Annotated in this window: 8 protein-coding genes; 2 read left to right on the forward strand and 6 right to left on the reverse strand. The window is 47.4% G+C overall.

Features of this window, described 5'->3' with window-relative positions:
• Positions 1-2: 2 nt before the first annotated feature.
• The 6 genes from QUB13_RS23435 to QUB13_RS23460 all read right to left on the reverse strand — a co-directional run bounded on the left by QUB13_RS23435 (position 3) and on the right by QUB13_RS23460 (position 21,326).
• Positions 3-1,052 carry a TauD/TfdA family dioxygenase gene (locus tag QUB13_RS23435; protein WP_333385469.1) on the reverse strand — a complete coding sequence of 350 codons (1,050 nt, stop codon included), beginning with the start codon at positions 1,050-1,052 and terminating at the stop codon, positions 3-5.
• Between the two features lie 64 nt (positions 1,053-1,116).
• On the reverse strand, positions 1,117-2,667 hold the full coding sequence (locus tag QUB13_RS23440) for a condensation domain-containing protein (protein WP_333385472.1): 1,551 nt from the start codon (positions 2,665-2,667) through the stop codon (positions 1,117-1,119).
• Positions 2,654-4,342, reverse strand: coding sequence for a pyridoxal-dependent aspartate 1-decarboxylase PanP (panP, locus tag QUB13_RS23445; RefSeq protein ID WP_333385476.1), 1,689 nt, complete (start codon positions 4,340-4,342; stop codon positions 2,654-2,656). The genes QUB13_RS23440 and panP overlap by 14 nt, the downstream gene beginning before the upstream one ends.
• Positions 4,343-4,526: 184 nt before the next feature.
• Positions 4,527-7,799: a non-ribosomal peptide synthetase gene (locus QUB13_RS23450; RefSeq protein WP_333385479.1), complete on the reverse strand. Its 3,273-nt coding sequence runs from the start codon at positions 7,797-7,799 to the stop codon at positions 4,527-4,529.
• A gap of 1 nt (position 7,800) precedes the next feature.
• The gene (locus QUB13_RS23455; RefSeq protein WP_333385482.1) at positions 7,801-12,513 is read right to left on the reverse strand and encodes an amino acid adenylation domain-containing protein; all 4,713 of its coding nucleotides are present in this window, start codon (positions 12,511-12,513) and stop codon (positions 7,801-7,803) included.
• A 221-nt stretch (positions 12,514-12,734) separates the two neighbouring features.
• Complete coding sequence (locus QUB13_RS23460; protein WP_333385485.1) at positions 12,735-21,326, reverse strand: amino acid adenylation domain-containing protein; 8,592 nt, start codon at positions 21,324-21,326, stop codon at positions 12,735-12,737.
• A gap of 950 nt (positions 21,327-22,276) precedes the next feature.
• Here QUB13_RS23460 and QUB13_RS23465 point away from each other — a divergent pair.
• Complete coding sequence (locus QUB13_RS23465; protein WP_333385488.1) at positions 22,277-25,051, forward strand: TonB-dependent receptor domain-containing protein; 2,775 nt, start codon at positions 22,277-22,279, stop codon at positions 25,049-25,051.
• A 9-nt stretch (positions 25,052-25,060) separates the two neighbouring features.
• On the forward strand, positions 25,061-26,317 hold the full coding sequence (locus QUB13_RS23470; RefSeq protein ID WP_333385491.1) for a PepSY-associated TM helix domain-containing protein: 1,257 nt from the start codon (positions 25,061-25,063) through the stop codon (positions 26,315-26,317).
• Positions 26,318-26,504: the final 187 nt, after the last annotated feature.

Raw genomic sequence — 26,504 nt, forward strand, 5'->3', positions numbered from 1 at the left:
GTCTAAATATCTTGACAGCTAAACGGTTCTGCCATCCCGACAACAACTCGACGCGAACCAGAGAATGGGGTGCGTCCGTGCGCGGCTAGCATATTATCTAGCAGCAAGACATCTCCTTCTTCCCAAGGAAAAAGTATCGTTTCTTGCTGATAGCAGCGACGAATTTCGTCTAATATAAAATCTTCAATGGGCGAGCCATCGCCGTAATAAGCATTGCGGGGTAAATCTTCCTGCTTAAAAGAAGTTAAAAGCTCTTTGCGAACGACGGGTTCTAGATTAGAAATGTGGAAGAGGTGAGCTTGATTAAACCACACCATTTCCTGCGTGTTTGGGTGCTGAGCGATAGCTTGACATATTTGCCGAGTTCTCAAGCGATCGCCACTTGTCCACTGTAACTCAATTCCAGCTTTTTGGCAATAGTTTTCTACCTCAATTTTGCTATCAGTATTGAAGACATTTTGCCAGGACAAATCTACGCCACCGCCGTAATTTCGCACATACATAACCTTGTTTTGGGCAAACTTTTCTCTAATCTTTGAATCCAGGGTTTCAAACACTTTGCGGCTGTTAGCGATCGGAGTTTCTCCTCCTTGTTCGGCTTTTTTAACGCAGAAAAAAGCAATTTTTAGTGGCCAATTGCGAGAATAAGCCATTTCATTGTGCAACGGGATGAATTGCTCGGCAGGATACTCGGTGGAAGTGTAGATATTTCCGCTCACCAAGCTACGCGGAGTTGAGCGAAAAGAATATTCCAACAAGTCGCCAGCAAGAGTTTGAATAAACTGCTCGAAACCATTCACATCGCCGACTTCAAAGCCTCGGAAAAGTATTCCTCCATGCTTCGATAACTGTGTTTCAATTGATGAGCGATTGTTCTGTGCCCAACCCGCGAGATTTAATTTTTCTACTGTTGGCTGAACAACTAAAGGTAGAAGGTTTTCGGGCTGGAGATAGGCGGTTTTGACTAATTCCTCTGAGGACAGGCTGACGGCTTTTCGCCTAACTGCTCCTAACTTTTGGGAATTGAGATTTTTTGTTTCTGTATTTGTCATAATTTTTGCAAAATTGGTGAAAATTTTATTCATTTTTCCAGAATAAATATGAGAGATTGAGCCATCATGTAAAACTGTTCATAACTTTGCGTTTAGCCATTTTTAATTTGTTAATCCCGGAACTATGAATTTGTTTTTCCTGCTCGATTTGGTGCTGCCTTTCGACTTCGGCAAGAATTTTAGCCAAGTCGTCCATCTTGATATCTGGCTGGATGACTACCTGGTTGAGGAGGGCTTGGAAACCTCTCACCATTCGGGCAATAGTCGCAGCTTCAAACAAGTCTGTTTTGTACTCAAATAAGCCTTGAATTCCTTCTGAAATCTCCCAGAGAGTGAGGCTTAAGTCGTGTCTAGACATACCGACATCGAATTCCAGAATGCTCAAGGTCAAATCGCCTAATTTCAGGGGGGGTATGGGTGCATTCTGGAGAACAAACCACACTTGAAATAGCGGGTTATAGCTGAGATTTCGCTCCGGCTGCAATTCCACGACGAGCTTTTCAAAAGGGACATCGGGGTGAGCGTAAGCTGCTAATGCTACCTCGCGTGTTCGACGAAGTAGTTCGCGGAAAGTTGGATTACCTGCTGTGTCAATTCGTAGCACTAAAGTATTAACAAAGAATCCAATTAATTCCTCTAATTCAAGGAGGTTGCGGTTGGCAATTGGAGAGCCAATGGCGAGATTTTCCTGCTTTATTTGGCAAGATAGCAAGGATTGAAATGCTGCCAGCAAAGTCATAAATAGGGTTATATCTTGTTGCTGACCGAGCGTTTTTAGCCTTTCAGTTAAAGAAGCAGAAATCACAAAAGATTGCTGCGATCCTCGGAAACTTGGCACGGGAGAGCGCTGCTTATCTGTTGACAGCACAGCTAAAGCGCCTCCCAATTGCTGTTTCCAATAAGCGATCTGTTTTTCTAATTTCTCTCCTTGGAAATGCTGCCGCTGCCAACTGGCGAAGTCGGCATACTGTACGGGAAGTTCAGGCAACTCAGAGGGTTTGTCAGTGGAAAAAGCTTCATAAAGTGCGGCCACTTCTCGCACCAATACGCCCATAGACCAACCATCAGAAATAATGTGGTGTATCGTTAGCAGTAACACATATTCTGCCGAACCAAGTTGCAGCAAAGTGCCTCGCAGTAAGGGCGATCGCGTTAAATCAAAGGGCCGTTGGGCTTCTTCAAGAGTACGCTGCTCAATTTCAGCTTGCTGCTCAGTTTCTGGTAAATGTTGCAAGTTTACCACCGACAAAGCGAAATTTAAGGAAGAAGAAATCTGTTGGACAGGTTGCTCGTCTACTTCTGCAAAAGCAGTCCGTAAAACTTCGTGACGCCGGACAATTTCATTGAGTGTTTGTTGCAGTGCTGACAAATTCAATTGTCCTTGCAAATGCACAGCAGCAGGAAGGTTGTAGGCAGGGTTTTCGGGAGACAATCGATCGAGGAACCACAGCCGTTGTTGGGCAAAAGAAAGGGGAGCAGAATCTTGCTGCGATCGCCTGGGAATACGCTTAGATTGCTCAGCCTGTACTGCCTCTTTGCCCAATGCTTTGAGGAGGAGCGCTCGCTGCTGGGGCGAGAGGTTTTTTAGTCGTTCTGAACGATTAGTAGACATCATAATTTACCTCCTCGTAGTTGTCGCTGTTTGCGATCGTTAAGGAAAGCTTTGCTGCTATTTTGAGCTGGTCGTTTAAAACAAAGTTGATATCTGCTTCAGTGGTGAGGGGGTTGGCAAGGACGACTCGAAAAGCAACAATGGGAATGGTTTTGCCATAACAGGTGTTTTGCACGGTTGTTCGCGATACGAAGGTGTGACCGGCTCGCCGCTGGGCCTCCTGAAGGCGCTCGTTAAATTGATTGATGAAGTGGTTGTCTGCTTCTGCCAGTTGTTTTTTGGCTGCTTTCCCCCTGAATGTTTCTGGAATGTAGCGGTATAAAAGAATATTAATTTCTGGTTCTAGCAGCAATTCAAATTCTGGACTTTCCCGAATTAAATTGGCCAAGTGCTGGGTTTTATGGATGCCTGCATCTATCAAAAACTCATAGCCTTGATGGCCGATGATATTCAACGCTGCTTGCAAGAACAAACTCGCACCCGATCGAGAGCCTTCGAGAGATCGCTTGCCTAGATCGATGGACTCTTTTCGCACCGTGTAGGGCGCGTGTTTTTCAATAACTTTGGCGGTTTGGGGATTGCGGAATAAAACCATGCCGATTCCCATTGGCAAATACATTTGTTTGTGTCCATCTATGGTGACGGAATCTGCTAGTTGAATACCTGCGAATTTGTGTCGGTGACGTTCGGAAAAAAGCACGGGCCCACCCCAAGCGGCATCGACGTGAAAGTGAGCGTTTGCTTCTTGCGCGATCGCCGCTATTTCTGGCAGCGGATCGATACTTCCCGAATCGGTGCTGCCTGCAATACCGATAATTGCCAGAATGTGCAGGTTGCGATCGCGACATTCGGCTACAGTTTGGCGCAGCGCTGCCAAATCCATGCGGTGATTGGAATCGGTTGGAACTTTTATGAGACTGCGATCGCCAATGCCTAATAAACCGGCAGCCTTTTCAAAAGAATAGTGCATCAAACTGGAGCCGATTATCACCATTCCCTTGTTACCGTAAAACTCTAAAGCTGCGTACAAACCTTCTTTTTCAATGCCACTAAAGTTATTTTTTGGCCCGAAAGAAGCGTTGCGAGCGCACCACATGGCTGTGATATTAGCTAGGGTGCCGCCCGTTACCATGATACCGAGCGTGCTGTCACTTTTTTGAATGTGCTGGTTATAAAAATCCTCAGAAAAATCGTAAATTAATCGGTGCATCATTGCTAAAGTCTGGCGCTCGCAGGGGCTTAAAACTTTTGCAGTTTCCATCTTGACTAAATTTTGATTCATCGCGGTTAAAAGCTTCGCGATCGGGCGCACAAAATAGGGAAGTGCGCTCGTCATGTGACCGATATATCGGGGGGAAGATGTGTGAATGGAATGGGCAACGAGGGTTTTGGCAAAATCATCGATATAATTCCCAACATCTGTAGGAAAGGCGGGAATTTTGTTTTCCCTAAACTCCTGAATAATTAACTCTAAGTCAAGATCTGTACTCGCGGTTTTTGCGTACAAAAAGTCTTGAACAATCGCAGAAATTCGCTCCTCCATTGCTTCCTCTGCCAAAAATGACTTTTCTGAGGCACTGAATAGCTCCATTAACTTTTCTTCAATTGGGGTTTTTGAGGCTGTTAATGGCTGCATTATATCTTGAGAATTTTTGGTTTTTACTGTTAGTTTACTCATTGGGATTAATCCTATTAAATGTTTTTTATAGCGGTTCTCACAAAAGTGAGGTATGCCCTATGCCCTATGCCCGGTTTGGCCTATCCAGGATAGTACCTCATCTTTCTGAGAAAGGCTATATCTCCTATTCCACCGACTTTTTAAGGAAAAAATAGCTGTTTGTGCTTTTTTACTAACCCGATATTTACTCAGTCAGCATCACAGTTTGTGCTTCCTCTCCATCAATCTTTTCTAAAATATCGAGCAATTTATCTATCTGGTTAGAATCGGCATTTGCCAGAATTTCTTCCTCGATTAGTTCAGCTAAATTCTGAATGGTGGGAGCAGCAAAAAAATCGCACAGCGCTAACTCTACCCCAAAGCACGATCGCACTCGCGATATTAACCGTGTTGCCATCAGAGAGTGGCCGCCGAGGTCAAAAAAGCTTTGGTTAGTTCCTACTTTTTCTAGCCCTAAAAGAGCAGTCCAAATCTCAGCAATTTCTTTCTCTGTGGGCGTTTGTGGCTCAGTGAAGGCTGTTTCATCGGAAACGTAATCGCACTTTTGAGATAAGGCGAGGCGGTCAATTTTTCCGTTGGGCGTTAGTGGCAACGCATCTAATAGCACAAAAGCTGAAGGCACCATGTAATCGGGCAGTTTGTGCTTTAAGAATGAACGCAGTTCGGAAATAAGTTCTGGCTGCTGATTTCTGAACTCTGAGTTAGCAACTAGGTAAGCGACTAGGCGTTGACTGCCCGGTGCTTTTTCCTGAAGCAAAACAGCAGCGGTGGACACAGAAGAATGTTGAGAAAGTGCTGCCTCTATTTCTCCTAGTTCGATGCGGAAACCGCGAATTTTTACTTGGCAATCACTACGGCCCAGAAATTCTATATTACCATCCGGCAGGTAACAACCGATATCGCCTGTTTTGAACAAAACTTTTTGATGAGAATTACCGAGAAAAGTTAATTTTTCTTGCCCAAACGGATTAGAAATGAATTTCTCCGAGGTTAATTCGGGGCGGTTTAAGTAGCCCTGGGCTAATCCATCGCCGCCGACGTAAATCTCGCCGGGAATTCCTATGGGAACGGGTTGCAAATTGCGATCGAGCAGGTAAATTTGCGTGTTGGCGATCGGGCGACCAATTGGAACTTTCTCGACACAGTGAGTTGCATCGTACCACGTCACATCCGCAGCTACTTCCGAAGAGCCATAAAGATTGATTAATACCCGCTGGGGCATCTGCTCTCGAAATTGCTGGCAAAGTTCCATCGGCAGAGTTTCTCCGCTGCAAATCCAATACTTTAATTGAGGCAAACGCCTGTCTAAATCAGGGAAGGAATCTAAGATGGCGCGCAACAAAGAAGGAACCAAAACCAGTCGCGTTACATTTTGCTTTGATAAGGTTTGAAGGAATTGGTTAATATCTTTGACGGCTCGATCGGGAATAATCACAGTTGGCAACCCATGCAGCAAAGGAGCAAAGATTTCCCAAATTGAATCGACAAAATTTAAGGAAGTTTTTTGACAGCAAATATCTTCTGCGATCAAAGGGTAGGGGTTCCAAAAACAGCGATTGACTGTGCCTCGGTGGGTGCCGAGTACGCCTTTGGGAGTGCCTGTTGAGCCGGAAGTGTAGAGGACGTAAGCGAGGTTTTCAGCTTCCACTTTAACAGCGGGGTTGCGATCGCTCTGCCGGGAAATTTCCTGCCATTCTGCGTCGATACAGACGACTTTAGCGCTGTGTTCGGGGAGGGTTTCTAGGAGGTTTTTTTGAGTCAAAAGCACCGGAACTTTTGCGTCTGCTAGCATGAAGGATCGGCGTTCTTGGGGATAGGCAGGATCGAGAGGAACGTAAGCGGCACCGGCTTTTAAAATGCCCAAAATGGCCACCAGCATTTCCAGCGATCGCTCTAAGCAAATTCCCACCAAAACTTCGGATTTTACACCGAGAGTTTGCAGGTAATGCGCGATTTGATTGGCTTTGGCATTCAATTCGCGGTAAGTCAATTGTTCATTTTCGCAAATTGCAGCCACTGCATCTGGGGTTCGCTCTGTTTGTGCTGCAAATAATTTGTGAATTGAGGAATTTTTGGGGTAATCCGCTTGGGTGTCGTTCCACTGGAGAAGTAATTGTTGTTGTTCAGCGGCGCTCAATAAGGATAAATTGGATAGTTTTTGGTGAGGATTAGCCGCCATTCCTTCCAGTAAAGTTTGCAGGTGTTTGAGCATCCGCGCGATCGCACTGTCCTCAAAGTAGCTACGATCGAAAATAATTTTCAGCGTCAATGCCGCACCGGGCATCGCCATCACCGTTAGAGGATAATTCGTTGTTTCCAAGGAGCGAATATTCTCTACTTTTAAGTTGTGAATCTTCTCCTGCAAAGAAGCATCCGAGGGATAATTCTCAAAAACGACGAAACTCTCAAATAAAGGTAAACTCCGAGGAACTTCGCTCCACCCCTGCACCTCAACGAGGGGGCTGTACTCATACTGCCGCGCCTCAACTTGTTGCGCTTGGAGTTCTTTCAACCAGGATAAAATAACATCCTGTGGGTTAATTTTTACGCGCACTGGCAAAGGATTTACGAACAGTCCCACTACCGATTCAGCACCAATTAAATCTGGCGATCGCCCGGAAACAACCGTACCAAAAACCACATCTTCCTCGCTGCTATATCGGCTCAAAAGTAGCGCCCAAGCTGCCTGTACGAGGGTATTTAATGTTAGCTGATGCTGGCGCGCTAAGGATTGCAGTGTGGCCGTGGCTGTTGCAGAAAATATCACCTGCTGTTCGCCACTACTTTCTAAACGGTTTCCCGCGACAATATTGCATCGGGCGATCGCAGTTGGATCTGCAAAACCTTTGAGAGTTTGCCGCCAAAATGACTCAGCCGCAGATAAATCTTGCTGGTGCAGCCACGCGATGTAATCCCGATAAGGGCGAGGGCGTTTGAGGTGCAATTCCTCGCCCTGGGAGAAGGCTTGATAAAATGCAAAAACTTCCTCAAGCACGATCGCCAGCGACCACCCATCTAAAACCAAGTGGTGGTGGCTCAAAATAAACTGAAAAGTATCTGCTTCTAACTGCGCCAGTGTAATGCGAATCAAGGGAGCTGATTTCAAGTCAAAGCCCTGATCTCGATCGGCTTTGAGGAATGTTTCTAACTGCTGTTGTTGTTCTGACGCAGAGAGCGATCGCCAGTTTATTTCCTGCCAAGATAATGCAGCCTGCTTACGCACCGCTTGCACGGGTTCTTTCAAATTTTCCCACACGAAACAAGTCCGCAAAATGGGATGTCGCTCTACAACTTTTTGCCAACTATTTCTAAATGCAGAAACATTGAGATCGCCGCGCAAGACGCATAGTAGTTGCCCGAAATATACGCCCGATTCTGGCTGGTAAAGAGAATGAAAGAGAATGCCCTGCTGAGCTGGGGAGAGGGGATAAAAATCTTCGATATTGCCTTTGATCATATTAAAGCTCTCCCAAAATTGCGGTAATGTTATCTAAATCGTCCTGGCTCCACTGGCTCCACTTAAACTCTGCAAAGTCAGAAAAAGTGCAGCCACCAGCGTCGGGTGACAGACAGTATTGAATTAGCGATCGCAGCGATTCTATAAAGCCCGTTGCTAAATTTTCAATGCTTTCTCGTCGGTGAATACTTTCGCTGTACGTCCAATCTAATTGCAGCTTGCCGCTGGCAATAAAGCCGTTAATTTCCAGTAGGTAACGCCGATTTCCGCGCGGGCTGCGAAGGGGGCCACTCGGCTCGGAAGACAGCATTAATAAAGAAGCTTTTGGCAGCACTTGGTCAAACTGTCCGAGATAATTAAAGCTTACCTCAGTTAGCGGCAAATTCGAGATCTTTTTAGCCGTTTCTTCGTTTAAATATCGCAGGACACCAAAGCCGATGCCGCGATTTGGTACTGCACGTAACTGCTCTTTTACTAATTTGAGGGCAGAGCCTAGATCGGAATGTTTTTCTGAATTTAACAGGACAGGAAAAACTGCTGTAAACCAGCCGATTGTGCGCGACAAATCTACTCCCTCAAATATATCTTCGCGTCCGTGACCTTCTAAGTCCAGTAAAAGTGAGTTATTGCCTGTCCAGTGTGCAAATGCTTGACCTAAAGCAGTTAGCAATACATCGTTAATTTGAGTGCGGTAAACGGCAGGTACTTCTTGTAAGAGCAGTTTTGTTTCTTCAACACTCAAAGCAACGGATACTGTCTTTTCAGATGCAACTAAATTCGCTGCGTTTGGGAAATCTATTGGCAAGCTAGAAGTTGGTTGATGAGAAAGGGCGAACCAGTAATCGAACTCTCCCTGCAATTCGGGCGATCGCGCCCACTCCTGCAAGCGTTCTGCCCACTGCTTAAATGAGGTTGTTTTGGGCGGGAGCGCGACTGTTTTGCCGCGGCTAATCTGGCCATAAGCTGTCTGGAAATCCTCAATTAAAATTCGCCAAGAAACAGCATCAACCGCTAAGTGATGAATGGCCAATAACAAGCGATTTGGCTGATGTTGACCCAAGTCAAATAGGGCAGCGCGAAGTAATGGCCCCTCGGATAAATTTAAACTAATTTGCAACTGATTGGCGGCGGTTTGGAAAGCGGCTTCTCGCTTTTCTGAAGGTAGCGATGACAAATCAATGCAGGTAAAGGTCGCAACCTCGTCGGGATTGGCGAGATCCTGCTGCCAGCCAGATTCTTCTCGCACAAAACGCAGGCGCAGCGCGTCGTGGTGCTTCAGCAATTCCTGCAAAACTGACTCAATTAATGCAGGTTCGAGAGGTTGCTGCAACTCTAAAAGCACCGCCTGATTCCAGTGGTGCGGATCGGAGAGATTTTGCTCGAAAAACCATTGCTGAATCGGTGTCAGCGGAACTTCGCCAATGATTAATTCTTGTTCAGTTAAGTTTAATTTGTCTGTATTGACTACGGTGGCTAATTGGGCAATAGTTTGGTATTGAAATAGTTTTTTGGGTGTGAGTCGCAACCCAGCTTGATTGGCTTTAGAAATGACTTGAATGCTGAGGATAGAATCGCCGCCCAATTCAAAGAAATTGTCGTCAATTCCAACTTGTTCTAACCCCAATACTTGCGCCCAAATTTCTGCCAGGATTTTCTCAATAGCCGTGGTGGGCGCGGCGAATGCCTCTTCGAGTTCTGGGCGATCGCGCTCCGGTGCAGGCAGGGCTTTGCGATCGACTTTACCGTTGTTTGTTAAAGGCAGCGCCTCCAGTGTCACAAAAGCAGCAGGTATCATGTATTCCGGCAATTTTCCTTTCAGAAAGCAGCGTAGTTCGTGAATCAGTATAGAATGCTTATTTTGTGCTGCTGAATTAGCAATTATATAAGCTATTAATCGCTTATCTCCTGGTACATCTTCTCGCACTATAACTACAGCCTGCGACACATCGGAATGCTGTCCTAGTGCTGCTTCAATTTCTCCTAATTCGATGCGGAAACCACGCACTTTTACTTGGTGATCAATTCGTCCCAAGTATTGAATATCGCCATTCGGTAGGTAGCGAGCTAAGTCTCCCGATTTGTACAACTGCGCTTTCAAACTGTCATTAAAGGGATTGGAAATAAACCGCTGGGCCGTTAATTCTGGCTGATTGAGATAGCCCCGCGCGACGCCAGCGCCACCAACGTAAATTTCCCCAGGAATGCCGATCGGAACGGGTTGACAGTTGCGATCGAGCAGGTAAACTTGCAAGTCAGGAATTGGACGGCCAATAAGGCTGGCATTTTTACTTAAATCAGCGACAGTCAGCGGCTGATAGGTGACGTGGACTGTGGTTTCTGTAATGCCATACATATTGACAAGTTGGGGATGTCGATCGCCGTGCCGATCGAACCAAGGTTTTAAGCTTTGCAAGTCTAAAGCTTCCCCGCCAAAAATTACTAAGCGCAGGCTTAAATCTTCGCCAATTCCAACAGATTCTTCTGTTTTTATCAACTGGTAAAATGCAGAAGGAGTTTGGTTGAGAACTGTGACTCGTTCTTTGCATAGCAAGCTGTAAAAATCTTGGGGCGATCGGCTGACTGCATAAGGGACGATCGCGAGTCGCCCGCCGTATAGCAAAGCGCCCCAAATTTCCCAGATTGAGAAATCAAAGGCATAAGAGTGAAACAGCGTCCACACATCTTGCTCGTTGAAGTTGTACCACGACTGGGTAGCAGCAAACAGGCGGAGGACGTTTGAGTGAGAAACTAAAACGCCTTTGGGGATGCCAGTTGAGCCAGAAGTGTAGATGATATAGGCGAGATTTTCGGCAGTGGTGGCGCTGGCGGGATTTTCTTTGCTGTGTTGGGACAAAGCACTTTTATCCCCATCGAGGCAAAGGATTTTGGCGCTGCATTTGGGAAGGGTTTGCAACAACTTTTCCTCAGTCAGCAGCACATTTACCTGCGCGTCTTCGAGTATAAAAGCAAGGCGATCGCGCGGGTTGGCTGGATCGATCGGAACATAAGCGCCACCAGCTTTGAGAATACCGAGAATGCCGATAATTGTATCGATCGCTCGCTCGACGCAAATTCCCACCAAAACTTCTGGTTTAACGCCGAGATGCTGCAGGTAATGTGCGAGTTGGTTGGCTCGTTCATTCAGCTCGCGGTAGGTGAGTTTTTGGTCTTCAAATACGACTGCAATGGCATCGGGAGTTCGATCGACCTGCGCTGCAAATAATTGATGAATGCAGCGATCGCTCGAATAATCGGCGCGGGTGTCATTCCACTCTACTAATAACTGATGCCGCTCTTTTTCCCCCAGCAACGGCAACTCTTCAATCCGCCGATCGGGGTTGGCAGCTATGCCCTCCAGCAAGGTGAGAAAATGCCCCGCCATCCGATTGATTGTGGCTGCATCAAATAAATCTGTGCTGTATTCAAACTGACCGCTAATTTCTTCCTGCTGTTCTTCTAAATGCAGGGTTAAATCAACTTTTGCTGTCTGATTTTCAATATCTAAAAGAGTGAGATTGAGTCCGGCAATTGATTCAGCAGCAACGGGCGCACTTTGCAAAACAAAAGCTACTTGAAACAGCGGATTGTAGCTCAAATTTCGCTCTGGTTGCAACTCTTCAACCAATTTCTCAAACGGCAAATCCTGGTGAGCGTAAGCTTCCAAACTCACATCCCGAATGCGATCGAGCAACTGCCGAAAAGTGCGATCGCCTGACAAATCAGTTCGCAATACCAAAGTATTGACAAAAAACCCGATTAGCCCTTGAATTTCCGCTCTGTTGCGGTTGGCGATGGGAGAACCAACGGGGATATCTGCCTGTCCTGTATAGCGATAGAGCAACGTTTTAAAGGCTGCTAACAGGGTCATAAACAGGGTGGCATTTTCCTGGCGGCTGAGCTTTTTGAGGGCTGCCGTTAGCGTTTTCGGGATGAGCAATGATTCTTTCGCGCCCCGATAGGTTTGCACGGGGGGACGGGGGCGATCGGCTGGCAATTCCAGCAAGGGGGGAGCGCCACTGAGCTGCTTTTTCCAGTAGTTAAGTTGAGTTTGCAAGCGTGAAGCGAAGCTATCCCCCACGGAATCGCCCGCCAGCCATTCCCGCTGCCAAATAGCAAAATCGGCGTACTGGATGGGAAGTTCGGGAAGTGGGGATGGTTTGCCAATCGAAAACGCTTCATAAAGTGCTGCTAATTCTTGCAGAAAGACTCCGATTGACCAGCCATCAAAAATAATGTGGTGCAGCGTCAGCAGCAAGACATATTCCTCAGCATCTAACTGTAGCAAATTAGCTCGCAACAGCGGCCCTTTGGTGAGGTCAAAAGGTTTGCTAGCTTCTGCTGCTGCCAGTTTTTTGACTTCCGCTTCTCGTTGAATTTCGGACAATTTTTGCAAGTCTAAAAGTTGCAGTCCGAAATTAAAATTTTCACCAACCACCTGCACAGGTTGACCGTCTACAGTGGCAAATGTCGTTCGCAAAGCTTCGTGACGGCGCACAATTTCCTTGAAACTTCGTTCTAGCACTACTACATTTAGCTTGCCTTTCAGTAAGACAGCCGCCGGAAGATTGTAAAAAGGATTTCCCGGTTCTAATTGATCGATAAACCACAGTCTTTGCTGGGCAAAAGAGGTGGGAAATGCAAATACTTCTTCTTCGGAAGTATTCGCAGAGTCGCGAGTATCTGTTGGAGGTTTTTCGGAAAAATGCACCGTCATGGGATTAGTAGCTGGTAATTGGTAATTGGGATTGCAGCAGATATTTGGGGATTGGTTATGAGCACCGGAATAATATAGAGGACACGGCAGTGCCGTTTCCCTACCGCGATTAATTGTAGGGACACGGCACTGCCGTGTCCTGGCTGTGGGTAATATTAATTCCGATGCTACCGGATTTGATATTATTGGCTGCTAACTCATGACTCATCACTGAATTGTGGTTAGCGCAAAGATGACAGTGACCTGCGGTACGCCGATCGCGAAACGGGAACGATCGCGGGTTCTTCAACGACCGCATTTTGGTTTTTGGCTTCAGCAATCTTTTCTGCAAGTACGGCGAGCGATCGCCCTGCAAAAATATCGCACAAAGGCAACTCTATCTGACAAGATTCTCGTATCTTTGCTGCTAATTGAATTGCCAGCAGCGAATTTCCTCCTAGTTCAAAAAAGTTATCGGTAATACTTAACTGCTCAATGCCGAGAACCTCACAGCAAATTCTCGCTAACATTGCCTCAATAGGAGTGCGAGGCGCGACAAAATTCTTGGCTTCTGGAATTGCAGCATCCGGTTCGGGCAGAGCCTTACGGTTAACTTTGCCGTTCGCCGAAAGTGGCAGCGCGTCCAGAATTATCAATGCAGACGGCACCATATAATCGGGCAGTTTTTCTCTCAGGAATTGGCGCAATTCTTCAGTCGCAAGGACAGCATTTTGTTGGGGAACAATATACCCTACTAAGCGCTTTTGACTGTGATTTTCTCCGAATGCGGTGACAATGGATGCTTTGACTGCTGGGTGCTCGTTCAAAGCAGCTTCAATTTCTCCTGCTTCGATGCGAAATCCTCGAATTTTAAGGCGGAAATCTTCTCGCCCTAAAAATTCGATGTTGCCATCCGGCAAATAGCGCCCTAAATCTCCCGTTCGGTACAAGCGATCGCCCGTGACGGGGTGCGTGAGGCAACTGGCGCGAGTTTTTTCTTCATTCCGCCAGTATCCTTTTGTCAGCCCAACTCCCGCACAGCACATCTCGCCGGCAACCCAGACGGGACAGTCTTCGAGCCTTTCATTCAAAATGTAATAGCGTGTATTGGCGATCGGCGATCCGTAGGGAATGCTCTTCCAAGAAGAATCAACAGTTTCTACCGGATACCAAATATTCCAAAGGGTAGTTTCGGTTGGCCCGCCGACACTGACAACGCGACAGTCACGGACGATCGCCCTTAACCTCTGGGGCAGCGTCACCGGTATCCAATCTCCGCCGAGAAACGCCCAGCGCCAGCAATCGGGCAACACTTCAGAACGTCCGCCAGCGTAATCGAGCAGCATTTCCATCATCGGGGGAACCGAGTTCCAAATGGTGACGCGCTCTTTTACCATCAATTGCGCCCAGTGAGCGGGGTCTAGCCGTTGTGTGGCATCGGGAATGACGATCGCACCCCCGGCTGCTAGGATGCCGAAAATATCGTAAACGGACATATCGTGGTGCAGTGCGGTGACTGCGATCGCGCGATCGCACTCGGTCACATTAAACACTTGGTTCGTTTGAGCGATCGCATTGACTGCACCTCGGTGCGCGATCGCCACGCCTTTCGGCAAGCCAGTTGAGCCCGAAGTATAAATCACATACGCTAAATCTTCCGCTTCCTGCACCGACTCCAAAGCTTCGCCGCTTTCTGTTGCTAATTCCTCAGTGTCGAGACAAATTCGCCGCACATTTTCCGGCCATTCCAATCGCTGATTTAACTGAGATTGCGTCAAAACAATCTCAACTTCGCCATTTTCCAGCAAATACCACAGCCGCTCTTTTGGTAGCGCCGCATCTACGGGCAAATAAGCTGCCCCGGATGCGAGAATTCCCAGCACAGCGACGATTTGCTCCCATCCTTTCTCCATAACCACGGCAACCAACTGGTTAGGGCGAGCTCCCAGCTTCCGCAATCGGTGAGCGACTTGATTCGATCGCCGGTATAGTTCCTCGTAGGTGAGGGTACGATCGCGCGTAATGACAGCGGGTTCGTGCGATCGCGACGCGGCTTTCTCAGCAAACAATTCGTGCAGCAGTGCATCGGGAATGGGTGCTTCGATGCCGTTAGTAAAAGCTTGCTGAAACTGCACCGTTTTCTGCCAAGTTTCCTCTTCATTAGCGAGGCTTTGCAATAGGCGACAGTAGGCATCAAACATCTCATCGATCAGTCTTGGCGGGAAGAGTTCTTCCACCGCATCCCAGCTAAAAGACAGCCCCTGGGCAGTTTCGGTAAATTGCGCGTCGATCCAAACTTGCGGAGTTTGACCGATAATGTGCACCAATTCTCCCAATTCTTGAATGAGAGAGAAGATAGAAGTATCTTCCCCTGGCGCGTTTTGCGGATCGATCGTAAACACGACCGGCATCAACGCTGCCGTTGTACCTTGCGCTTGGGCGAGTTCTCGCAAAACGCGCACACCGCTAACATATTGGTGTTCTAAATCTTGCCAAAGCTGTTCTTGCAGTCGCTTGGCTCGTACTTCAAAACTTTCTTGCTTGGAGTTATCTATTTCTAGCAGAGTAAATGAGGCAAATTCTCCAATAATCTCCTCAACTTGAGAATGCAGGGGAAGGCGATTAAAGCGCGGCACGTTGAGGGTAAACCGAGGTGTTTTGCTCCACAGGGAAAGCACCTCCGCATAGGCGGCGAGCAATAAACCCGTAGGAGTGAGGCTGGCGCGAGCTATGCGCGTTTTGAGTCGCTGCCAAGTTGAGAAATCTAAGCGATCGCTCCAGCGTTTAAATCGCGGCTGTGTTAAGGAATTCGGGTGTTTGGCGAGGGGCAATTCCGGCGCTGGTGGCAGGGTTTTGAGACGAGTTCGCCAGTAATCTAAGGATTGCTGGTAAAGTGGGGATTTTTCTAAGGCGATCGTGGTTAACACGCAGTCGCGGAAAGAAAGTTGCAAGGGGGCGATCGTAGTATGGGGATTGCGGTAAAACTTTACCAAATCGCCAAACAAAATTTGAAAACTCCAACCGTCTATGCACAAGGCGTCAATGCTGATGTGGAGGCGGATGCGGCGCTTATTAATTTTGGAAGCGCAAATCTCGAACAGCGGCCAGCGATCGAGCGGTAGCACTTGGTGGGAAAGGCGATCGCGGATTGCTTCGAGTTGTTCGCCGGCAACTTTTGGAGCGATCGATCGCAAATCCAAAACCTCAATTTTATAAGCGGGTACCTTTTCCAGAATTTGCTGCTGTCCATTCGGAAGGACGATCGCCCGCAGCATATCGTGACGCTCTACAACTCGCTCCCACGCGAGGCTAAACCGCTCTAAATCTAACTCGTCGCTCTCAATTTCTACATAACCGTGAATCGCAACATTGCCCATTTCAAAGAAGCTATTTCTCCCGATCCAGTACGCCTGCTGCATTTCGTTGAGCGGAAAGGGTTGGTAGCGATTTTGAGCATCGGGGGCGATCGCGGGCAGTGAAATCAGGGGTTCGGGCGACTGCTGGCTCTGAGCTTGTGCGATCGTCGCTGCTAGACTAGCGACTGTGGGGGATTGAAATAGACAGCGCAGCGATAGCTCGACTTGAAAGCGATCGCGCACCTTGGCAATTAGTTGAGTTGCTAACAAAGAGTGACCTCCCAACTCAAAGAAATTGTCATTGATTCCCACCTGTTTTAAACCCAGAACCTCCGCCCAAATATCAGCTAATACTTGTTCTTCTAAAGTCTGAGGAGCGATAAAATCCGCATCTGAACTGTTAGTTTCCGGTGCGGGAAGTGCCTTAAAATCTACCTTGCCGTTTGGTGTCAGTGGCATCGCTTCTAAAAACATGAAACTGGCAGGAACCATATAATCGGGCAGTTTTTTCTGGAGAAAAGAGCGCAGATTTTTAATCCGTGCAGAGTTGTCAATGCTGACTGCTGAATTTAAAACGAGGTAGGCGATTAAGCGCTTTCCGGCTGAATCTTCGTCACGCGCCAAAATGACGGCTTCTTGCACGTCTGGATGTTGGCTGAGCGTGGATTCAATTTCTCCCAACTCTATGCGAAAACCGCGAATTTTTACTTGGCGATCGGTGCGATCGAGAAATACTAAATTCCCATCGGGGAGATATCGGACTAAATCGCCTGTTTTGTAAAGGCGATCGCCTTGCACTTTGCTAAAAAGATCGGGAATAAATTTTTCTCGATTCAACTCTGAACGGTTGATATATCCTCTCGCAACCCCTGCACCTCCGATATAAAGTTCGCCGGGAACTCCGATCGGAACAGGTTGCAAATTAGCATCGAGTACATAGGTGCGGGCATTTGGAATTGGACGACCAATCGGCAGAGATTTTGCAGTAGAAATATTTGCTGATAACTGGCACCACGTCGCGGAAATCGTTGTTTCTGTGGGGCCATAAGCATTAACAAGCCGCACTTTTTCTGATACGCACTTTTGCCACCGATCTAGCGACGCTGGAAGCGCTGCTTCTCCACCAATAATTGTCAAGCGCACTGACGGGGGAAATTCTTGGGTTTTGGTACTGAGCATGGCTGTGAATTCGTGCCAGTAAGCTGTCGGCAAATTCAGGACGGTGATTTCCCACTCCCGGCACTTTTGTAGGAAGGAAGAAATACTGTCTGACATGGAATTTTCGCGCAGTACCAGAGTTGCGCCTCGCGTTAAACAGGGATAAATTTCTTCAGCACTGACATCGAAGCTGAGGGAAGCAAATTGAAGAATGCGATCGTTCGCTTCAATGCCATATTCGACACTTGCAGCCTGGGTATAATTCGCCAAAGAGTGATGCTGCACCATAACCCCTTTTGGCTTGCCGGTAGACCCGGATGTATATATGATATAAGCTAGGTTTTCTGGCGAAACGGCGCTATCAGGATTTGACTGATGTTGTTGAGAAATTTTCTCCCATTCTGCATCCAAGCAAATCACAGTAATCTTCTGCGCTGGTAAGTTTGCTGCTAATTGCGTTTGCGTTAGCAGTACCTGAACTCCAGCGTCTTCTAACATGAAATTAAGACGTTCTTTGGAATAATTCGGATCGAGAGGTAAATAAGCGCCACCTGCTTTTAATACGCCTAAAATTGCGACGATCGCATCGAGCGATCGATCCATATAAACGCCGACAATCGCATCTGGTTTTACGCCTAAAGAGAGCAAGTAATGGGCAAGTTGATTCGCGCGATTATTGAGTTCTCTGTATGTAAAACTTTGACATTCAAATTGCACCGCAACAGCATCAGGGTTTTTCGCAGCCTGCACTTCAAACAAACGGTGAACGCACCCATTTTGGGAGTAATTTATCCCAGTATTATTCCACTCAAAGAGTAGTTGCTGGCGTTCTGCTTCTGCAAGCATGGGCAAATCTGACAGTCGTGCGGAAGAATTGGCAACGATACTTTCTAATAAGTTCTGAAAGTGTCCTGCCATTCGCGCAATAGTGGTCGGTGAAAATAAGTCTATGCTGTATTCAAACCACCCTCTAATACCTGTTGCTGTCGTTTCTAATTCCAGCGTTAAATCGAAATTTGCTGTGCCGCTGTGAATCTGTTGGCAGTTCAGGCTTAAACCCGGCAATTCTAAGGCGAATTCAGAGGCATTTTGAAAGGCAAACATCACCTGGAATAAAGGCGAGTGACTTAAATCTCGATTCGGCTGCAATTCTTCTACCAACTTCTCAAACGGTACATCTTGATGCGCGTAAGCGCCTAATGCAACCTCTCGCACTCGACTCAGCAACTCTCGAAAAGTGGGATTTCCATTTAAGTCAGTCCGCAGGACTAAAGTATTGACAAAAAATCCAATCAATGATTCGATTTCGCTGCTGTTGCGGTTGGCAATTGGTGAACCGACGAGGATATCTTCTTGTCCCGTGTAGCGGTAAAGCAGTGTTTTGAATGCTGCCAGCAATGTCATAAATACAGTAGTTTTTTCGCGGCGACTCAATTGCCTAATTGCCTCGGTTAACTGCTCTGGCAATTCAAATAATTGCCGACCTCCCTTGTAACTTTGAACAGCGGGACGAGAAAAGTCTGTTGGTAAATTTAGAACTGCTGTGCTGCCACTTAACTGCTGCTTCCAGTAAGTAAGTTGAGTTTCTAATATTTCTCCCTGCATTTGTTGGCGCTGCCAAGTTGCAAAGTCTGCATACTGAATTGGCAGCGGTGGAATCGCGGCTAAATTCTTATTAGATAATCCTTCATAAAATGCAGCTATTTCCCGTAAAAATACGCCTAAAGACCACCCATCAAAAATGATATGGTGGGCGGACAAGAGCAGGGTGTGTTCCATTTTAGATAGGCGCAGAAGCTTGGCGCGGAGCAGATTTGGCTGAGTCAAATCAAAGGGCGATTGTGCTTCTTGCAACGACAGTTTTTGCGCTGCTTTTTCGCATTTCTCCGGGGAGCGATCGCTCAAATCTATCAGCGGCAATGGGAAACTTTTGGCATCAGAAATAACTTGTACTTGGGCTTTTTCTCCACCAGCAAAAGCAGTTCTTAAAACCTCGTGCCGCTCGATAATTTTCTCAATACTTTGTCTGAGCGTTTCTGCATTGAGTTGTCCTGTAATCCGAACTGCACCGCAGAGGTTGTAGAAGGGGTTTCCTGGTTCCAATTGGTCGAAGAACCACAAGCGCTCTTGGGCAAAAGACAGGGGAAGATGGCGCGATCGAGAAACTGGCTTAATGACGACTGCCTTGGTATTTCCTGTTAGCTGCTCTCGAATTTTCTCTGCTAGTTGAGCAATGCTCCTATCCTCAAACAAATCGGCAACCGATACAGTAACGCCCAAGTCACTCTCAATTTGATTTTTTAACTCAAAAATTCTTAAAGAATCTAGTCCAAAGCTACTGAGTGGTCGATCGATAATATTTTGTGTTTTCCCGCTGGCACTGAAGTGGGTTGAAGATTCCTCTTCAGTAGGCTGTAGCAGACTTTGGCTATTAGCCGGGGAATTCACTCCCCGGCGGTTTACCTGCTGCCAAAGATAAGCCTCAAGCAGCGACTGCTGTTGTTCTAACTCGGCTGTCAGCAGATTTTCTCGCGTCAGGCGATTCTCTATTTCAACAAAATCAGATATCTCTAAAATGCTACTCGCGACAACTTCCAATTTGTTAGCTAGAAAGTCTGCATAGGCGGCGCGACGTTGAATTTTACCGCTGGTAGTTTTTGGAATGCTTCCGGGTTTGATCAGCGCTACTCCATAGGCTTGTACTTCATATTCTTGAGCAATGCTGGAGCGGATGGCGCTGATAATTTCCTCGGTATTATCCGGCGCTTTGCGAGATTGTAATTCTTGCACGATAACGAGCTGTTCTTCGCCTGCGACTTCCACCGAGAATGCCGCGATCGCCCCCTGCCGCAAACTGGGATGGCTGCGCTCTGATGTTCTTTCTATATCTTGGGGATAAAGATTGCGACCTCGGATGATAATCAAATCTTTGAGTCGCCCTGTAATAAACAGTTCTCCGTCGCGCAAAAAGCCTAAATCTCCGGTTCGCAAAAATGGCCCTTCGCGGGTATCTGAAAGATATGCTTGAAAGGTTTTTTCTGTCTCTTCTGGGCGATTCCAATAGCCTCGCGCAACTGTTTCGCCAGCTACCCAAATTTCTCCGACTTCCTGCGGCTGGCATTGCGTCAGAGATTCGGGATTGACGATCGCAACTTTAGTCCCAAATTCCGGGAAACCGCAGCCGACTAAAGTTCTCGCGCCCCCTTCGCCTTCCAAAACTTCTACAATATGATTATTTTCCAGCGCCCCAGCATCAACAGCTAAGAAAGTCGGTGTTGTCCCGCTGCGAACCGTGGCAATTTTTAGGGTGGTTTCTGCCATTCCGTAAGCAGGACAAAACGCATCGGCGTGAAAACCGCAGGGCTCAAAAGCTTTGGTAAATCGCTCTAGGGTTTCTTTGTGGATGGGTTCTGCGCCGTTATAGGCGACGCGCCAACTACTCAAATCGAGCGTTTTTTGGCGATCCAAGATTTTGCTGATTTTGCTAGCGCACAAGTCGTAAGCAAAATTTGGCCCGCCACTGTGGGTAGCTTTGTAGCGCGAAATCGCTTCCAACCAGCACATCGGGTTCTGAATAAACGCGGCTGGCGGCATGAAGTAAGAGGGAATTCCCAGATACAAAGGTTTGAGCAATCCGTCAATTAACCCCATGTCGTGAAAGGGGGGAAGCCACGTTACCGCAACGCTTTCGGCATCGTGGTGAAAGCCTCGGTGAATGTATTCGATGTTATACAAAACGTTGGCGTGGCTCACCATTACGCCTTTGGGGGTGGAGGTTGAGCCGGAAGTGTACTGAAGATAAGCCACTTCGTCGGGATGGATGGGTGGCTGCTGCCATTTTTCGCCGTCATCGGCAAGCGCCTCTGCTGTCAGCCAGTGCAGCCCTTTGAGTTCCGGCGCTTGATCGCATAGCTGCTCTAAATTTTCCAGGTGTCGTGTGGGAGCGATCGCAACTGTTGCTCCTGCGTCTTTGGCGATCGCACTAATTTTCCCTAAATTCCGCTTCAGCTTCGGCGGATAGAGGGGAACGGCGATCACTTTGGCGTACAAACATCCAAAAAAGGCGGCGAGATAGTCTAATCCTGGTGGGAAAAGCAGTAAGGCTCGTTCGCCAGTCAGCCCCAATGTCTGAAGTCGCACGGCGTGCGATCGGGCGATCGCATCTAACTGTCGGTAAGTCAAACTGGCGGTTTCAGTTTTTCCGTCTAACAGAAATGTATATTTCTGCTCTGGTTGGTGTAGCGCTCTGTTTTGTAGGAGTTCCACCAAATTGGTACAACTTTCGGTGAGTTGGTTTCCCTTAATGCTTGCGTCACTCATCGATTCTTTTCACCTAATAAATCTTGTTTGCAGTACGCCAACCAGTTCCGCCAAATTCTTGCCACATAGACTTTCTGTGAACAGTTGTCAGGCGTTACGAGTCTCCCATCAGCGCGTTTGAGTCTTCAATCCCGGTATTAGCGCTTGTTTTCACGTTTTGTTGTCGATCGCCCTGTTCGGCAATGACAAGCGAATTTCAAAGGTGGTACCCGCCACCTGATTGATCCGTGGAATCAATCGGGAGCATCTGGAATCTCAAATCCTCAAGCCCCCGAATTGATTCGTGGGGTCAATCGAAAGCATCTCAAATCTAAAATCTCAAATCGAATGACTCCGGGGCAATTTTCAGTCCGAGCCAGCTTCGACATCAGCTTCAGGGACTTTACGACTATCGACTTTAAAGATAGTAGACTAGATGATATCTATTGTCAAGAGTCGTTGAGGTATTTTATTGACTCCCGTCATTTCCTATATGAGAATCTTTTCTAGCTCTTGCTATAGCATTTTAGGCGATCGTTTGTCAAGACCTTACCGTTAACCATAATAGGCAAGTAGTCCCCAACTAGATAGAAGGGTCGCACACCAATATAAAATGCAATTAATTTGCATTAGTTAGCTCTTGACAGATGCAAGGACTCTGTTATCTAATTAAGGCACTTTCTCATTAAGTGTCCAGCGACTACTGCCTTTAACCGAGGAACGCGCCCACTGTGGCAACTCGCCCAAAGGCGCCACCGGACTGAGGCTTTTGTCCTCACGCACCTCCTGCATTCCCAGACAAATCCCCTAGCGACGGGAGAATCGGCTCGAAATGCGCCCGAAAACTGGGCAGGATCTTCGGCAAGTCAGTTTCAATAGCCAGAGAAAAGCAGCCACGCTGCCACAAATCAGGTTGTGCAAGCAACGCCAACCACATATCCGAAGTTCCATTAATTGTTGATTCAAGAGTAATGAACAGATCGCAGAAATTATTAAGCAGCCTCGGGCTGGCAGGAGTCGTGCCAGCGTTAATCGCTCAGTCGGCGTGCGCTTCCACCATCGCGCAGGTGACGGCAGTTCGCCTCAACCCCACGTCAGAAGGCATCGAAATCATCCTAGACACTGAAGATGGAAGACCCCTGCAAGTCTTCAGCACCAGCTTTGGCAAAACTTTACAAGCTGATGTCATCACCGCTCAACTGCGACTACCGGGGGGAAATGAGTTTCGTCAAGACAAACCGGCTGCGGGAATTGCTTCTGTCACCGTTACTCCTTTAGATAACAACACCATCCGCATCAAAGTGATTGGCGAGAGGGGTCAACCAGTAGCACGGGTGATTCCTAACACTGCGGGTCTGATTCTGGGCTTAAAACCCAGCTCGGAGATGACTGCTCGCCCGCCTGCACCGGCTCCTACAACACAGCGGCCAGGGACACCTGCAGCACCCTTACCACCGACAGGGCAGCCAGTAGAGATACCCGCAGAACCTTTACCGCCGACAGCGCAGCCACCAGGAACGCCCGGAGAATCCTTTCCGCCGACAGCGCAGCCACCAGGAACGCCCGGAGAATCCTTTCCGCCGACAGCGCAGCCACCAGGAACGCCAGGAGAACCCTTACCGCCGACAGCGCAGCCACCCGCTATAACGCCACAGGTGGGGAGAGACTCGATTGAAATCGTCGTTACTGCAACGCGAACCGCAGAAAGAGTGACAAACGTGCCGCGCTCTATAACAGTGGTAGACTCAGAAGAACTTCAGCAGCAGGTAGGGCAATCGAGAAATATCGGGGAAGCTCTGGCAAATCAGGTTCCCGGTTTCGCGCCTCCGACTCAACAAACCAGCACTTATGGACAAACTTTGCGGGGGCGCGACGTTTCCGTTCTGATTGACGGCGTGCCGCAAACAACTAATCTTCAATCTTTTGGCAGAGAATTTAGAAACATCGATCCCAGTGCGATCGAACGCATTGAGGTAGTGCGGGGGTCTACCGCAATCTACGGTGCTCAGGCTACGGGTGGCGTGATTAATATTATTACTCGCCGGCCAACTGAGGAAAGGCTAACTGCTGTTACTGAAGTGGGCGTCGGTAGCGCTTTAACAAATACAGAAGATGCTCTAAGCTTTAACGCTCAGCAGACGATTTCTGGCCGAAGTGGCAATTTCGATTTCACCGGCACTGTCTCGATCGCCAGAAGTGGAGCTTTTTACGATGCCAAAGGCGATCGTATTCCCTTTTTTGAACTCGGCGGAGATAGCAGCACCCTCTTCAACGTGATGGGCAAAGTCGGGGTAGATTTGGACACCCAACAGCGGCTGCAACTAACTGTCAATCACTATCGGGAAACCCAAGATCCCAATGCGATCCAAGATTTTAGCGTTGACGATCGGGAAGGACGGCAAAAAGCCCGCGCCATCCGCACCGGAAATTTGGATATCGACGGGGAAACACCGGGAAATAAAAGTACACAGCTCAACCTAAGTTACACCAACCAAAACCTTTTTGGCAGCAGCCTTCAAAGTCAAATCTACTATCGAACTAATTCCAATGTAGGTGTTCCCTCTGATTACCGCACGTCCGATTTCTTCGGGCCATTTCTCGGCGTTACTCGATCGCGAGGCGAGAACGAACAGATAGGAGGTAGATTGGCGATCGTCACTCCTTTATCCCGTGCCGAAAATCTGCGATTAACTTGGGGTTCTGACTATGTTACTGAAGATAGCAGACAGCGTTTCGACCTGTACGACCCGGAGAGATTTGACACAAGTGGCGGCCGGGTTTACCGGAAAATCTCCGAGCGTCCTTTCGTTCCTCCTTACACTTACAACAGCCTTGGCCTTTTCGGTCAATTGGAATGGAATATTGACGATATCGTCATTCTAAGTGGCGGGATACGTCACGAACGCATCGGGTTAGAAGTCGATGATTATACCACTTTTAACGATCGCCAGATCCAAGGAGGCGATCGCAAATTTAACGCCACCCTATTTAATACAGGAGCTGTCTATAAACTAAATAACAACTTCAACGTATTTGGCAACTTTTCTCAAGGTTTCTCAGTTCCCGATTTCGGTCGCATCCTCCGCCAACCCCCCGACAATTTTGTCGGAATTGAATCTTCTTTAGAGGTAACTCAACCGCAAAAAGTCAACAACTACGAAATTGGCATTCGAGGAGGATGGCAATCGGTGCAAATGTCGCTTGCTGCTTTTTACAATACCTCCGATTTAGGAGTGAATTTTCAACCAGTTGGCAACACAGGCCGCCTGGAACTAATCCGCGCCCCAGAACGTATTTACGGCTTAGAAGGAACTGTGGATTGGCAACCTGCACCAGCATGGTCGCTCGGCGGTACTGCTACTTATATTCAAGGTGAATATGACGACGACAATGGCCGTTCTCTCGCCCTCGATAGCAGCCGAATTCCACCGCTCAAGCTAACAGCTTATCTGCAAAATGAAACTTTGCCGGGATGGAACAATCGGTTACAGTTCTTATATTCTGGAAATCGCGATCGGGCATTCAAAGACGGCTCGGATGGCGGCCCGATTAGCAGCTATCTCACGTTAGATTACATCAGCTCGGTGAAAATTGGATTGGGCGAACTACAAGTCAAAGTTGAGAATTTATTGAACAATCAATATTTTCCTGTGCTGTCGCAATACTTAGCTGGATTTGGCTCAGACAGCTCTAATTATGCAGCGAGAGGTTTAACTCTCAGTGTTAATTACCGCCTTAACTGGTAGTTACAGCAGATGCAGGTTTATGAGGTAGATTCAATATCCCAAGACAGGGAATTCATTCCCTGTCTGACTATCGGTTTTACCTTAATTAGAACAGTTAACGGCTTCGAGGAAAAATTCGAGATGAAGTTCCGCAAACTCGCATTTAAACTGCACTTGTATTTGGGGTTGGTGGTAGGAATATTTTTAGCAGTAATTGCTTTAACGGGTAGCTTGCTGGTTTTTAGTCCCGAAATCGAGCGGTTATTCAATCCCCAACTCCTGCAAGTAATTCCTCAAGCCGAACGGATACCGCTGGAAAATGTCCTGCAACTTGTCGAAAAAGCTTATCCGCAAAATCAGGCTCTTAGTATCTTGCTGCCGCGCTCGGCGAAGGAAGTTTGCCAAGTTTCGATGCTTTCAAAAAGTGAGGAAGTAGTTAACGTTTATGTCAATCCTTACAGCGGAGAAATTACGGGTACGCACTTTGAAAAAGAAACTTTTACAGGTTTTATTTTTACGTTACACGCGGAATTAGCCGGAGGAGAATTCGGTCATTTTGTTGTGGGTATTTGCGGTTTAGTAATGCTAGGAATAACTTTTACGGGCTTGGCATTGTGGACTGGTTGGCGTAATTTGGGTCGCGGATTTTCGATTAATTGGAAAGCTCACTGGCAGCGGACTGTCTTTGATTTACATAACGTTTCGGGGATTGTATCGGTTGCTTTTCTCATCCTCATTTCTGCTACAGGGACAGCGATAATTTTTTACGTGCCGGTTGAATCTACTCTGTATTGGCTAACCAATGAAAAGCCCCAGCCAGCATTGACTTCTCATCCCAACTCTAGCAGTTCGAGGCAAAAACTTGATGAAATATTACAGCAAGTGAGTATTGTTTGGCCGGAAGCTAAAACCACTTTTATTTCTTTGCCTTTGACACCTGAAGCAACTTTTAAAGTAAGGAAAAAATTTCCTAATGACCCGCACCCAAACGGGATTAGCACGATTTATATCGACCAATACAGTGGCGAAATATTGCAGGCTGATAGTGTAAATTCGGCTTCTGTCGCAAATCGAATTCTCAACTCGCTTTATCCGCTACATATTGGCAGCTATGGCGGAATTTACTTGCGGCTGGTAAATGCGATCGCAGGATTAGCACCAATCGTACTGTTTATGACGGGCGCAATGATGTGGCGGCAGCGGCATTTGGCGAAATTTTACCGCAAGGAGGCGAGGCAGCAATATGAAGAATTATCTCCACTTAGTCAACAATGGCCTTGGTTTTAACGAGGGCGATGTGCTGTTTGATGCGGGTATCATATCATTTCCGGTAACACCGGAATGATGTTGACTGTTGACGGTTGACTGTTCACTGTTAACAGTCAACAGCGAACTCGAACTTACTATTCCGATGAAGAGAGGATTTGATATCATTCTCCTGTCTAAAAAACCCTATCCTCAGAATTTTAAATCC

The sequence above is a fragment of the Microcoleus sp. B4-D4 genome (genome assembly GCF_036705185.1).
Taxonomy (GTDB): Bacteria; Cyanobacteriota; Cyanobacteriia; order Cyanobacteriales; family Microcoleaceae; genus Microcoleus.